This is a genomic window from Haloarcula sp. CGMCC 1.2071, from assembly GCF_037078445.1.
Taxonomy (GTDB): domain Archaea; phylum Halobacteriota; class Halobacteria; order Halobacteriales; family Haloarculaceae; genus Haloarcula; species Haloarcula amylolytica.
On the sequence record NZ_JAYMGY010000017.1, the window covers coordinates 1 to 13,932 of the forward strand.

Below are 13,932 nucleotides of genomic sequence, written 5' to 3' on the forward strand. Positions count from 1 at the left end.
CAGCGACTCCTCACCGCCGAAACTTACCGTTCGTCTCACTTCGAGAACTAGCCACGCATCGAAAACACAGATTCAAGCTCTACTGGAAGGGTTTGTGGGCTTTCGATGTGATCGACTGATTTTGTGTCCCCCCGAGAGGGTGAGGGGTTTTCCTGATTATGAGTACCGAACAGCAGTCCGTCGACGAACAGTCTCCAAGCACCGAAGCCGACGACCGACCGGACATTCGTGCCCAGCACCGGCAGGCACAGACGAGTGGCGAAGTTTTTGCGGGGCGTCCACGGGGTGAGAGATAGATGTGTTGTCCCGACTGCCGCCGGCCACGGTCGGCGTCGGCGTGTGTCGACAAGCGTTACTACGTCAATGGGGTGGCTTCCGACCCGATCCCGTGGGGCGAGGGCAGCCAGTATCTCACGTACAAGCTACAAGTCCTCCAGAGCGACGAACGGGCCGTTACCGTCGATCTCGAACGGTGGCGCGCCCAGTCGTGTCCTGCGTGTGGTGTCGAGCACGGCGAGATACATCATCGGTTGTGCGACTACGAGGAGTGCCCCGCGTGTGGCGAGCTGTTGCTACTGTGCTCTTGTGTCGTCGAGATTGAAGTCCTCACAACATCCGGCCTGAAGGGTCGTCTCAAGCAGTCCCTCGCTCGTCTCCTGTAGACACCAGCTTCTAGAGCGGGCTCGATGTCAGACGGACCTCGTGTAGCGTACTTTTGTGTGCGCCGACGAGGGTGCCGGCGTCGCACTGACTGCAGTGCGTGGAGCGCCGGCAGGTCACGATCTACCAATGCATATGCTCATCTACGCGCTCGTTGAGGCACCGACAGCAGACGCAGCACTCGCCGCTGGCAAAGGCGTTTTCGACACCCTGGTCGGCGTCGACAGGCACTCAAACGCAGTGTTCGACTACTACGTCACGTTCGACGAGAGTTCCACCGTCGCAGGCAAATCCCGGTGGGGCGAGCGTCCGACCGCGGCTCCGGTCGACTCCGAGGCCGGGCAAGAACTCCTTGGCGATGGCTGGGAGACAACGAAGTCAGCGTTCGAGCGTAATCTCCAGACGGTCAAAGACGCCCTCGGCGAGCTCTCAGACGAGGAGATTATGCGCGACAAAGACCTCGCTCGATGTGCGTTCCAGAAGGTCGGAGCCGCCAAAGGACCAGAGATTGCACTGTACGGGGAACACGGATGCGGGATTCGCGATCGGACGCAGCTTGACCGGCTTCTGGACGAGAGTGATACCCTCTGGATCGTCCCCGCCGACGTTCACTTCTGAGGGAGAGCTGCGGCAGTCAGTTTTCGTCGAACCCGATTTTGTGTGTCCCTGGCGGGTGAGGAACACGAATGTTGGAGACTCCTGATTCATGCCCGAACGAGGATTGCGACGCAGATATTGTCAAGACCGAGACTGTCGACGTCGAGGCAGACCCACGGGCTCGTGACCCGCGCACCGAGCCTGTCGTCACCTGCGCCGAGGGCCACCAGCAAGTCATGTAGAATCGCTGGTCTGCGTTTCCGGGGAGTGACGACGCGCACGTCGGGGTCGCGCGCGGTTGGAGACGAGAGGGACACGACTGCACTCGCGCTGGCAGTCGGTCCCTCTCAGCGTGGGGCAGACGGCCGGGCGAAACAGAGGTATGCCAGGTTATGGTGACATAAAACAGTTCACAGGGTAGTTTGGTTCAACACTCTTGAGAAAGAACTGCCTGCCCAGAAGTGTTCGAGTTGACTGTTGAGATTTCTACCAGCTCAAATAGAGATTCTAATTGCCGTACAAGATACAATTCGCATAGTCAGCAGTCACACCGGCATAAGTTAATTTCGACAGAAAGCATAGTGTCTAACCGGTACTGAGCAACGTACTCTAGTTCCGCTTCAGCCGTGAATCGCTAGAAACACGATTCAAGCTGTCTACCGATTAAATCTAGCAGTTCAGGACTGAAGCCGTACTAGTTCACCATCGACTTCTACAAGATGACCTGATTCTGAACTTCGCCCTGCTGAGGAATACTGAGGCCTTTGTTCATTTCATATGGTCCAGAAGCGAAGCCGGATCTATTCCTGAGGCGGTCTGTCCGGGTCGAAATCAACAAAATCAGCATCTTGGTACTTTTGAATCAGTATTTTTGCTTTATGTTCGTTCTCAATGCCTGCAATATCTAATAAAATACATTCGATAATAAGCTGGAGTCGGTATCTGGCTATCGCTACCTGTTTGCTAGTATAATCTCTCCCAAGTCCATGTGCAAGGTCATGCCGAATGTCAGTCACTTGGGAAAGGGTACTGTCCCAGTCGATAAATAGTTCTATCACCTGATGAAATTCATCGATTACCAACTCCAGCTTATTACTAAACGAAGGTAGGTTGCCGATGCTGATGAGGAGGTTTTCAATTCGGTCCTTTGCGTCAGCGTCGTCTGGAATTCCGTCTACAATGCCCTCTCTCAGGTCTCTATATTCCCCGCTGTCCATCAGCTCGTAGTCAGGAAATTTATGACCGAAATAGGATTCCAACGCTACTGCAAGTGAGAGGAATTCATGTTCCAGATACAGTTGTGAGTTGTAGATTATCCCAAAGTAGGAATTAAACATATATTCCGCTGAGCTCTCATTCGCAAACCAGTGCTGAATACTCTGCTCCAAATCCACTTCATCCGGTTTGAATAATATCCCCACAGGACTAACAGAGCGGTCGCCGGGTGCAAACTCAGGGATATTCGTGAGAATTGAAACACCCTGGACGTTTGACGAATCGATTCCGGTAATTGAAGTCGGTTGTACTGGCGCACCTGTGGCAAGAGCAATATAACGCTGAAGCGGCTGCAAGTATTCATTCCTGAACTCTTTAAAAGTCAATTCAGCATCTAAACAAATATTCATCGAGACACTTTCTGTGAGCGTTGTTTCCTGACTACTGCTGCTGACTCCAGGAGATATAAAAAACGTCAGTTGTGCAGATTGCAAATCAATATTGATTTCTTTATGTTCTTTGACATAAAATTTGAGATTTACTTCGTCTAAATCTTCTTCATCTGGCACTTCCATCTCGACTCTAGATGCCCCAAACCATTCCGCTAATCCGTCAAAGCTGACGGAAAACTGTGAAAACGCTGGTTCCGTATCGAAGTGTTCCCCAATATAAATGCGCGAAAATTGATAACGAGTGGTGGAAATGCCGGCGTCACTCAGCACATCTGGATTATTCTCTTCAGCAACAACCGCATCTGCAATTGTAATGAGTTCGGCGTCGGTTGTTTCTCCATGTAGAATCCCTTGGTGGAGGTCATCTATTGGTCGTTCTGGAATATCCCTCCCAAGCTCAAGATCAGTTCCTAAAACTCCGAATAATTCCGCGTTGCCGCCTGACGGCATATACTCGATGATGCCAGCTACCCGTTCCTCAGGGTCATCAGGCGCCCACCACTCACCTTTGAACGTCTTTGAGTCCATATCATAGCTTCTCTTTATGATCCGATATACGCTTGGGTATAATCTGAGAGCGGGGTCAGTACTCGCTACAGCCGGGAAGTAAGCATCTCACAAAACCTCAAATGTACGTGAACTTGTGCTGCATATACGACGCTCTGTGTCCCGCACAGATCTACTGACAGGGTTCTGATAGCTCTAATCCTCTACCAGTAGCTGTACTGGCCATTTGTTGAAAGAGTCCTAGAGGAGCTAGGAGCGTTGTATGACACCCTCGGATGACTGGTGGATAGCAGCGTGGGGCTGGCGGGCTGGCTGAGAGCGCGAGAGACGAGCGTGTGTCGGCGTGGGACTGACGGCCGGACAGATACAGGTGGTTGGCTGGTGTGTCGTCTGACCGCCGGGCAGCCGCCGCTGGGCGGCACGCTCGCTCTTGCTGGAGTCGGTGCGTGGACCGATGGCCGGCGGAGAGGGTTCGGGTGGCGTGTGTCTCGTGTGTAGCGAGCGGGAGGTTCTGGCGCTGCTGGCCCTGGAGTCGAGTCCTGTGGCACTCGTGACGGTGTCGAGGGAGCCGACGGTTCGGCTGGCAGGACTCGTGAGACTGGTGGTGGCGGGACTCGTGGCGCTGGCTTCGACGGCACCACTCCAAACGGTATCGCGACGACGGACTCGGTGTCGGACCAGCACACCTTGAAAGCCCCACGCCGCTGGCGGTCGCTCAGCGACATATCCGCGCAAACCGCACGCGGATAGGGGCCGCTGACGCGACCACGGCAAGCGCCAGCGGCGTGCCCCTTTCAGTCCCACCCGACTGCTACGGCACAGCACAGCAGAATCGAACGCACGCGTCGGAGTCGCGCGCGATCCGGGTGAGGAACCCTCGCGGCCGGCGCTCCCTCGCCGGAACGAGGACGGGCACTGCGTGCCCTGTGTTCCGGGCTGCTCACTTCGTTGCGCTGCCGGGCTTTCACCCATCCGGCACTCGCTTGGCCGCGCGGGATGCTGGCTCACCGCACCCGCACACGATGGGACCGCCCGCCGGGGTGTCAACCACCGACGGTCTTTATATACTATTTTCCCTCGAAACGCGAAATACAAGACGCCGCTTAGAAACCACTCAGACTCCCGAATATTGCACTTGAAACAATCCAAATGGTCCGTTACCTTTAAGTAGTCGGCACCCATGCCGTTAAGTACGGAAAGACACGACGCACGCGGCGCTGGCAGGGCAGTTTCACGCCGCAGAAATCGGGTGTTAGAGCACCCGACAAGTGTCTTTCCGTAGGTTGCGAAAGACAATGTACGCTAGCAATTCCAGCGGTAAGAAAGCATCGGCAAGCAACCAGACGGTTTCCCTTTCGGCCCACGTCGAGGGTGGCCCCGAACAGCTTCTAGAGGCGGTTGCAGAGACGGAGAACGGCGACGAACTCGATTTCAGAATGAATCGAGGTAGCGATAGCCGTGGCAACTTCTACGCCCGGCAGGAGGAGGCATACGACTGGACCCGCTCGACCGAGGTTGGTCCGGACCGGCGGTTTGGCGAACCGCTGGAACAGCAGGAGGAACGCCACGGCCGCGAAGCCGAGCAAGCCCGCCACTCCGAGGTCGCACGCGCTCACGTCGACGGTGCCGACCGCGAAGCCTCGGCTCGCCAGCTCACCGACGCCGAAACCGAACGCGCTGATGGGTTCCGTTCCCCGGCTGACCCGCGGCAGTGGATGGACCGCGACACGCTGGCGCGAGTCAACCAGCAGGCCGCGACGCTGGCAGACAAGACCAGTCTGTCGCAGGCGGCGGCAAGCCGCCGACTTGCGGCCCTTGTGTCCGGGCAGATGGGCGACTGTAACAGCCTGTATGAGGCTTCCTTTACTGTCTTGGACGAGGCCCAGAACGACCTGCAAGTCCCCACGCCTATCGACGAGGTGAGTCCCTACGGCTACGAGTGTACGGTTGAAGGCGAAGTCACGCACATCATCGAGGAACCCGACGCTCGGAACCAGTACCAAGTCCTCTACATCGAGGACGACGAGGGAACGAGTGCGAAGGTCACGGTCTGGGGCAAGTCCATGCACGGCGGCGAGATGGTGCGCACGCTTCACGAGGGCGACAGAGTTCGTATTTCGGGGGGCAAGCCCGACGAGTACAACGGTATCAAGACGGTGGCCGTCACGAGCGACACGCTCATGTGTGTCATCGAGCGCGGCGACGGTCCCGCGCCCACCGGACACGGGAGTAGTATGTTCGGCTCCTCGGGTGATAGCCCGGCGGTAGCGTCGTGGGAGGCCGAGTCAGACACCCACCAGTGGGCCAACGAGCGGGACACTGACCGCGCGGTCGCCGTGACGCTCGGGAAGGCCCGCTGTCCTGAACCCGAGTGTTCGGACCTGTTCGACACTGAGCATGGGGCCGCCACGCATCAGGGTCTCGTCCACTCCGCAGACTGACGCCCGATAGCGAGGGCGTCCCCCATCGAGCGGGGGGCTTCCTCGGGCGGTGCGACGGTGCTCGCGCACGCGGCCTCGCCGCCGCCTCCGGCACACCGGGCGGCGGCGAGACAACCGCGCGCACGGACTGGCACGCCACCGCACCAGCGCGTCAACGTGGGTCAGTCTGGTGGGGGCTGTGAGCGGGCTGGTGTTCTGGTGTGTGCGTGGACGTGGGCCAGCCGGCCCGGGAGAAACTGGGGCTGGGTGGTTGGCGGCTCGCGACAGCGCGCGACGCCACCGACAGACTCCCGCTGGTCGTCTGTCGAGCCCTCGTTCGCTACCGCTCACGAGGACGACGGAGCGCTCCGCTCGGCGCTCTCGCGCGCCTCGCGGCGGTCCATCGTGCCTGCGGTAGCGGGCGCGATCCCGGCCTGCCGCCGGGGAGAAAGGGAAGAAGCCGCACTGCATCGCTGTTTAGATATTGTGAGTGGTCGGAAATCTCTTCAGCAGGTTAGCCAACAGTGGATGGGCTTCGCCCCGTTACGTGGGTTACACTTCGTATCATTCGGTCGCCCAATCCTTGGTGAGTTCGTCGATCCAACCATTGGCTGTATCGTTAGCAGGGCTTTCTACTGTTCTACAGAAGAGCGAGGACCGGAGTTCCGAATGGGAGATTCGCCGGTCACTGATGCCAATATCGGGCCTTGACTACCTCGACTCTCGTTGGGAGATTGTCGTGTCTAATTGATTCCAGACCATCTCGAACGCCGGCGGATCGCCGGTGAGGTCCGGAAGGGTGGTCTCCCACTGGTGGCGGATAGTCTCTCGTTGTTCGTCAGGTAACCCATCTGTTAAGTCGACTGTGAGTCCGTCGTGTTCGCACTTCGCCTTGAAGGCGGGTCGCACGTCGGCAAAGTCAATCGTGACTGAGTCAGTTTCAAGCAACTGGTAGAGGTCGTAGTAGTCACGAGCAGCCCCACGCTGATAGACCGCCCGGAGCTTTTCGGCGAAGATTTCCTCAACGCTGTACGCCTGGAGGCTAAATTCGGGGATATCCTCGTATGTGTGGGTGTGGTGAACCGGGTCGAATGCGACGTGCTCGTCGACCATCACGTCAATACTGGTCGTATTGGGGTGGTTGAGGACTGCCCGGTACTGGATGCTAATGTCGACGTAGTGGGTCGGATAGTGATCCTGTTGCGATTCATGATGCTCTCGAATTTCGAACTCGATACCAGAGCGGTCGGAAATCGTATCGAGGACTGTCCGTAGCTCTCGCTTGGATCCCTGATACTCTCCTTCGACGCCGAAATCGAGATCCTCTGAGAACCGCCATGACTGCGGAAAGTACAGCTTAGAGAGCGCGGTTCCGCCTTTGAACAGGAGATTGTCACCGTAGGCGCTCATGAAGATGCCCCAGAGGAGCCACGAATTAACGTAGTTCTTTTCGGCGTATCCTTGGCGAACACCCAGTTCGCGAGCGAGAATTCGGAGTCGGTCTTGACTGAGCACTTCGATCAGGCCTCCGCCGGCTCCAGCGTTGCTGGTTCGACGTTGATCTGGAGGCGATACGTGCTGTTGTTTGAGCCCGTTTCAGGCTGCGTTGGGTCCAGCAGAGAGTACCCACTCGTGAACGATTCGACGAGGGCCTCGCGGGTGGGAAGATTGATCCCGAGTTGGTCGGCGAGGTAGACGATCCGCTTGGTCGCTGCTCCGTTATCCAGTCGTTCGAGGTACTCGCCGACGGTGTCCCAGGCACAGCCCTGCTGGTCGGCGGTTCGCATCGCGGATGCGAGCTCTCGAAGGCCACCACAGAATTCGGGATGGTCCGCACAGTCGACCAGTGTTTTCTCTAAGTCGCTGACCTGTACGGTCGTCCCATCGATGGACGTCGGTTCAAAGCCGAAGAACTTCCCCTCAGTGACTGTCGTGACGCGGTACGGAACGCCGTGGATCTCCCGGCTTTGGGCTCGGGTCGGTGTGACGACGTAGACCGTCCGAGGGACTTGTTCGGTCAGCCCGTGGTGGCTGAGGGCACTGTAGTAGCCGATGTACATCGGCTCGGCGACGTGGGCGGCAATAAGGTACTCGTGCGTTGTGTACACGCCTTCCTCACCGGCAGTCAGTGGAATAATGAGATATGTGCCTGGAAAGAGCCGGTCGAGCCAACCTTTCTCAGTGAGGCGGGAGGCAATCTCTCGGGCAGTGTTCGGGGAGAGCTCCAATGTCGTCTCGATGTCGTCGACGGAGATGATTTGGTGGCCCGCGCCAGCGAGTCGTGAGAGGAGTCGACTTTCTCGAGTCGAGAGCCCTTTGCGTATAGTATCTGTTTGATCTATTGAACTCATAACTGCGTTTCTTACATAGAGTATAAACTTAGGCTGGCTTTAGCCTTGTGACTCCCTTGGTTGACAGGACAAACAGTATCGCTCTCATGCAAACCTGAGTTGTTGAGTGAGTAAAGGTATCTTCGTTCTAACCAACAAAGTCGGCGCTGTCTGGGGTGCTGTTGGTTAGTCGGTGTCTGGACCCGGTATCCCGGATAGACACACCTCGATTTTGTGTGGCCGCAGGCAGGTGGCGGCCAGACAGGGCTGCCGGGAGGTGATATTTCGAATGGGAGAAATTCGCTGTCCGCGCTGCAAGAAAACGTTCCAGACCAAGTATAACCCCGAGCGGTTTCGCGCTGGGTCATTCTACGACGCAGAGCGCGATGAGGAGTACGATCAAGTCTGCGAGGGCTGTCATCGGGAACTGACAGACAAGTAAATCAGTCGTTACTCCCCAATTTTTTCTCGTACTGGATCGGGTATCGTTCCGAGTTCCATCTTCAGGAGGCGTTCTGCTTCATCAGTGTGAGTATCCTCTTCGATCAGGAAGGCTTCGACGGTTTCCCGATCACTGTGATACTGGATTGCTGTCTCGTATCCATACCGAGTGTTCACGCCTGGTGCTGACCAGTGTATAATACGCACCAGAAACTCGCGATCTTCCCACGTCTCGATCTCGACTGACCGTGGTGCATCAAGCTCCCGCCGGGCGATGTCGATCACTTCGTCGACGACCGGCCCGATCGTTTCGATGCTCGGAATCTGACGCTGGTCGGATGGCTGTTGCTCTGGAGAAAGGTGTGGCTGTGACATGAGAACGGTGCGATTCAGACTTGGCCGTCATCGCTCAAAAAGCTCCGGGTCGGGGTGGCTCCAGCTGGCACACGTCGAGGTACTGGTCCCACGGAGTGCCGGATAGATCGCAAGCGTGGGTCTGCCAGCCCGGGAGGGACCAAGGCTGGATGGCTGGTGGACCGTCCCAGCGCGCGACGCCACTGACAGACTCGCGATGCTCGTCTATCCTGTCCTCGTTCGCTCTCGCTCACTCGGACGACGGGGCGCTGCGCTCGGCGCGGTCGCGCGCCTCACGCCGGTCCACTCGTGCCTGCAGTGGCGGGCGCGATCCCCGCCGGGAATCGGACGGTTCCCCGGCTGAGTGGCGCACTAAATTACGATATTATAAAGATGCGAAAACAAGTCGTGTTGTACCTGTTGGAGATAGGATACAAAGCTCCGGACAAGGTGGTGTAGTCGCCGGCCGGTGACTGTCGAGGTGTGCGCCACGAAGGGCCGAAGCGAGCGAGGGTCGAGCGTCGGTCTGCCAGCACTGGCTCAGTTCGAGTGTGGTCGTGATCGGCGTGGCCCTGGACGTCGGTGGCCGACGACGTGCGTGGCACAGTGGACTCGCATGATGCTCGGTGGGGCTGGCCCGCCGCGTCCAAGTCACGATACGGCTCCGGGGAGTGAGGCGACTTCTATCTGAAACTCGATAGGTTTCCTTGCGGGGTGAGTGTACCAGTCTTCGCTCTGGGTAGGTTCCGCGATCCACTGTCTCTTCCTTTGTTCTATCTCTTATGTTTTTCTTCTTATGTCTCTCGCGCCTCCGCCGGGATATGCACGACAAGGTAAAGAGTGTAGTTTGTATCCGATTCTGGGCGATTCATACCGATGCCGTCCTGCGATTTGCTGATGATTCGTCGCTGTGTTTGAGTGATTCACCGTGATTCAGATTGGCAAATTACCGACGCCGTCTTGCGATTTCGCATATAGAATAGTCCGAAGAAAGTAACTTCAATAACTTTGATACAAGTCGAGTGCTACAGTCTCGACAGGACCCGGTTACCAACTTGTAGAGAAGCACCACCACGTCACGGAAAATGAGAAATATATAGAACGTCTTATAGTTAGAACACGGGGAAATTGATGTAGGTCACATGAACTCAGATGGCCTGCGTCGCTCTCCGCTTGCCTCAGTTTCGTCCCGTTCTTCACTCTTGTCAGTATCAGTCTCCGTGTCCGATTCATCAGGCGATTCACTCTCTTCCTTCTCAGCAGAGTCCGTCTCGTCACTGCTGGGACCTGAGACCGTCTCAGGGGAGTGGTCGCCATCGTCATCGGGCAGCTGTTGGTCCTGATCCGCGCCACCAGAGTCACCCTCTAAATCTGATACATCTGGGTGGTCTGTATCCGGTGACGTGACGGCGGTGTTTGCTGTTGTCTGGTCGAGTGGGTCGCTCGACTCGTCGTCGCCCACCCCATCTGTCGCGTCGGCAGTCGGCTCGACTTCGGAGTCACGATCCGGGCCACTCTCTCTGGACTCATCATCTTCGGTCTCACCAAGTGACCCATAGAGCACATCATCAAGTCGGGCCCGAGTGAACGAGAACCAGCTGTCACTCTCGATGTCGGTGTCACCCTCAGAGGGTTCCGGCTCCGAACTACCCGGCGCCTCCGCACCCTGTGCCGGAAGGCTATCGCGAACGTCGGCCAGTTCGTAGGACTGTCCGTGGACCCACGTCGTCCGTGAGACGGCAACGCACTCACCGGGCTGGAAGTCTCGGAGCAGGCCGGACGTGACCGGCGTCTTGTCCTTCTGTTTGTACGTGTCCCGAGCCTGCGTTCGTGGGTTCTCGCCGCGCCCTTGGTGGCTCATCGACACCATCTCGGAGCGGTCATACTGCCGACTCTCGCCGAGTTCGTCGAGGATGAAGTCCGTCGACTCGCTGTCACCAGGCCCGAAGTAGACTCCCTGTGGGCAGTTGCCGACAATCCCGGAAATCGTACTGTACGTGTCCTTGAGCTGGCCGATTGTCTGTACGCCGACTAGTGCCCGGGCCTTGTGTTTCCGACCTCGGGCCGTGAGGTTCGTTACCTGAGTAAGCGCCGGCAGTGCGTCAATCTCGTCGAGGATGTGGACCGTCGGATTCGGGGTATTCATCGCGTAGCGGATCGACCAGTCCACAATCAGTTGATACATTGGCCCGAGCGTTTCCAGTTCCGTTGGGTTTGAGTCAATGATGAGGACTCGCCCTTCCGGGTTCTCGATGTACTCTTGCAGTGAGAACTCCCCGTAGTCTCCGAAGTCGCCGGTGAAGACGGGATCGACATTCTCCTTGATCGTTTGGTAGACGTTCTGTGCGCCTTTCCCCTTGTCAGGGTCGATATGACCCGAATCCAGCCGGTCGAACTCGTCAAGGGCTTTCTTGAGCGCGATGTGGCCCTCGTTGAGCAGCGAGACGATATCGGCGTGACAGAGCGCGTGACGGCGACTGTTCTTTTTCGCGCTGAGATGCAGATACATCAGCATCTCCGCGAAGGTCTGTTTGGCGGGCCGGTGGAACGGGTCGTGGCCGTCGGCTTCGCCGAAGATCGCGCCGGCGACCTCGCGGAAGTCCGACTCTGAATCGGCGTCCTTGAACAGATTCCAGACCACATCGCTATCTTCGTGGCGGATGCGCTGAACCTCAAAGCCCAGGTCCTCATAGAACGCTTGGAAGTCCTCCCCAGTATCATGGGCGATGACCGCTGTGTCGCTGTAGTACGGGAACTGGTAGGCCAGCAGCTTCATCATTGACGTCTTCCCCGAACCAGTCTCGCCCACGACGGCTGTAGAGACATCCTGATCGAGCGTGAACGGCATCTCAGCCTCTTCGTGTTCGTGAGAGACCTCTTCGAGTGGGACGACGGACTCCCCGTCGTCGTGGTCCCACTGGTTCATCGCGAGTATTTCCGGCGAGGTCCGGCGGAGCAGTTCCCCGGAGAACACGATACCGATTGAGATGGCATACAGGATTACCGTGGTTGAGTACGAGAGCATCGGCAGCGACAGGCCGGGCACAGTGAAGTCAGCGAACAGTGTCCCGACTGAGATTGCAGCTAGAACGTGTGCGAACGGGAACAACAGCGCTGCGCTGGGTGTCTGGACAAGCACGTCGTAGAAGAACGCTGCGCTGATGAGTCCAAACCCGAGGTAAATGTAGCGCCACGCCCAGAACCGCTTCGGAAGGATCTTGTCACTATCGACGATCATCGGTGGGAACAGCAGCATAAATCCAGCCCAGACGAACCCGACGACGTTGTCGTACTTGAGGCTATTCGGCACCTCGCCAGAGCGTTGGCCTGGTGGTGCAGAAGAACTAGAACTCACTGCCACCACCCACGCTCGCGTTCGGGTTCCTGCTCGCGTTCAAGATCAACTTCGGGTTCGCGTTCAGTTGCCGCCTGTTCTTCAGCCCTCTCCGCAGCACGCTCTGAGAGTGGGTCAGTTTGGCGCTCATCGCTCGCTTTCTCAGCCGTGGGCTGTCCGACGTCTTTCTGCTGACTCTTCTCAGTCGCCCGTTTGAGCGCTTTTTCGGCTTCGGGGTTCAGCGATAGTTCTTCCTCATGATACTGCTCCCGTGCTTCTTCATCCACGACCCGACCGATGTCCTCCGGAGAATCACTGGCGGCAGCCGTTGGGTCTCGCGTTCGAGCCGGTTCTTCAAACGCGGTTTCCGCCCGTTCACTGAGTTTCTGGATGTCTTCTAAATCCATTTCCAGCTCTGCCTGCTTCCCAGTAGCTGCGATATGTGCATGAGGAAAGTCTGTATCCCTGTGGACAGCATACACATAGTCGGTTGTCGGCTGGCGGGCAAACTCTTGGTTCATTACGTCCCGAGTGTTGGTCTGGACCTCTTGGGGAGAATACTGTCCAGTAGGATCTGGCGAGACGATCAGATGCCGCTGGAATCCGAACTCCTGACTCTTGTCGACAAATCGGTCTACTTCCGGGTTGGACAGTTCTCGGCCGGCCGGGTTCCGTAGATCAACTGTCGCGCCGGCATCCTGGTCTCGATCACGGCGAATATAATCGACGAGGTTCCCTGCTCCGCTCTGCTGATAGTCCGTTTCTACGATCATGCGCCATCACCCACTGCGCCGGCGGACCCCTGTCCATCTTCGCTGCTACTGCTTTCCCTTGGAAGAATTGCTTCGGACTCGGTGTTGAGCTCCTGTCCAGTGAACCGTTCAGCAAACTTCATCGCAAGCTGTTGCTCGGCAGTAGAGTAGTCGTCTTTAATCAGCTTCCAGATCGAGATAAGATACGCTGTCCGCACTCTCTGGATGTGCCGTACTTCCTCGAGTGTTTCAGACTCAAATTGGTCCAGAGTCTCCCCCAGTTCCTCCTTGAGAGAGTCCAAAATGACTTCTATCTCAGTATCAGTTCCATACCGGCCGTACTGACGCTCCCCAGTTTCACGGTCAATGTGATCCTCAATCATCTCATGACCATACTCCGAGATTGACGTATCCTCTTCATCGGCTAGTTGTTCAAGCCACTCCCGATTTTCGTCAGTCGTATAGATCTGAATGACAGTTCTCTCACTCATTCTTGACCCTCCTTGTTACGGACGTTGTCTACCTCTTCCTGTAGCTTGTCTGTCGCTTCATCCATCGCAATAGCACGCTCCTCTGAGGAGTAGTCTGTCGAAATCAAGTCCCAGAGAGCTACTTCATAAGCCAACTCTTCAGTTGTCTCAATATCTGCTGCCTTGTTCACTTGCTCTGTCACACTCTCAGCGATCTGTTCCAGCTCTGGTTCCAGACCCAGTTCCTCCGCACGCTGATCGTGCAGCTCACGGGCAATGCGTTGCTCCGTAGCTTTCAGGATATACTCCGATAGGTCTTCATCTACCTTCCGAGCCTGCCGTACTATCTGATCTCTCTCTTCTGCACTCATCCGTAGCGAGATTATGTCATTCATGTGAA

At 57.0% G+C, this 13,932-nt stretch carries 12 protein-coding genes; 4 read left to right on the forward strand and 8 right to left on the reverse strand.

What is annotated here, in order from left to right:
* Positions 1 to 296 precede the first annotated feature (296 nt).
* The 3 genes from VI234_RS18625 (at position 297) to VI234_RS18635 (ending at position 1,499) form a co-directional block, all read left to right on the forward strand.
* The gene (locus VI234_RS18625; protein WP_336330879.1) at positions 297 to 662 is read left to right on the forward strand and encodes a hypothetical protein; all 366 of its coding nucleotides are present in this window, start codon (positions 297 to 299) and stop codon (positions 660 to 662) included.
* Between the two features lie 127 nt (positions 663 to 789).
* Positions 790 to 1,278 (forward strand): hypothetical protein, encoded by a 489-nt coding sequence (locus VI234_RS18630; protein WP_336330880.1) that lies wholly within the window; start codon positions 790 to 792, stop codon positions 1,276 to 1,278.
* Between the two features lie 68 nt (positions 1,279 to 1,346).
* Positions 1,347 to 1,499 (forward strand): hypothetical protein, encoded by a 153-nt coding sequence (locus VI234_RS18635; protein WP_154020981.1) that lies wholly within the window; start codon positions 1,347 to 1,349, stop codon positions 1,497 to 1,499.
* A gap of 558 nt (positions 1,500 to 2,057) precedes the next feature.
* Here VI234_RS18635 and VI234_RS18640 read toward each other — a convergent pair.
* Positions 2,058 to 3,452 carry a HEPN domain-containing protein gene (locus VI234_RS18640; RefSeq protein WP_336330881.1) on the reverse strand — a complete coding sequence of 465 codons (1,395 nt, stop codon included), beginning with the start codon at positions 3,450 to 3,452 and terminating at the stop codon, positions 2,058 to 2,060.
* 1,274 nt (positions 3,453 to 4,726) lie between these two features.
* On the opposite strand from VI234_RS18640, the gene VI234_RS18645 reads away from it, so the two are divergent.
* Entirely contained in the window at positions 4,727 to 5,872 is a 1,146-nt protein-coding gene (locus VI234_RS18645; RefSeq protein WP_336330882.1) for an SOSS complex subunit B family protein, read from the forward strand.
* Between the two features lie 690 nt (positions 5,873 to 6,562).
* Here the strand turns inward: VI234_RS18645 and VI234_RS18650 are convergent.
* The 7 genes from VI234_RS18650 to VI234_RS18680 all read right to left on the reverse strand — a co-directional run bounded on the left by VI234_RS18650 (position 6,563) and on the right by VI234_RS18680 (position 13,927).
* Positions 6,563 to 7,366: a nucleotidyl transferase AbiEii/AbiGii toxin family protein gene (locus VI234_RS18650; protein ID WP_336330883.1), complete on the reverse strand. Its 804-nt coding sequence runs from the start codon at positions 7,364 to 7,366 to the stop codon at positions 6,563 to 6,565.
* A gap of 5 nt (positions 7,367 to 7,371) precedes the next feature.
* Positions 7,372 to 8,202, reverse strand: coding sequence for a type IV toxin-antitoxin system AbiEi family antitoxin domain-containing protein (locus VI234_RS18655; protein ID WP_336330884.1), 831 nt, complete (start codon positions 8,200 to 8,202; stop codon positions 7,372 to 7,374).
* A 429-nt stretch (positions 8,203 to 8,631) separates the two neighbouring features.
* Positions 8,632 to 8,997, reverse strand: a complete 366-nt coding sequence (locus VI234_RS18660; RefSeq protein ID WP_336330885.1) for a hypothetical protein — start codon at positions 8,995 to 8,997, stop codon at positions 8,632 to 8,634.
* 1,117 nt (positions 8,998 to 10,114) lie between these two features.
* Positions 10,115 to 12,232, reverse strand: a complete 2,118-nt coding sequence (locus VI234_RS18665; protein WP_336330898.1) for a type IV secretory system conjugative DNA transfer family protein — start codon at positions 12,230 to 12,232, stop codon at positions 10,115 to 10,117.
* A 95-nt stretch (positions 12,233 to 12,327) separates the two neighbouring features.
* Positions 12,328 to 13,083 (reverse strand): relaxase/mobilization nuclease domain-containing protein, encoded by a 756-nt coding sequence (locus VI234_RS18670; protein WP_064287389.1) that lies wholly within the window; start codon positions 13,081 to 13,083, stop codon positions 12,328 to 12,330.
* Positions 13,080 to 13,553, reverse strand: a complete 474-nt coding sequence (locus VI234_RS18675; protein ID WP_058992269.1) for a hypothetical protein — start codon at positions 13,551 to 13,553, stop codon at positions 13,080 to 13,082. Before VI234_RS18675 ends, VI234_RS18670 begins: the two co-directional genes overlap by 4 nt.
* Positions 13,550 to 13,927, reverse strand: coding sequence for a hypothetical protein (locus tag VI234_RS18680; RefSeq protein ID WP_004966056.1), 378 nt, complete (start codon positions 13,925 to 13,927; stop codon positions 13,550 to 13,552). Before VI234_RS18680 ends, VI234_RS18675 begins: the two co-directional genes overlap by 4 nt.
* Positions 13,928 to 13,932: the final 5 nt, after the last annotated feature.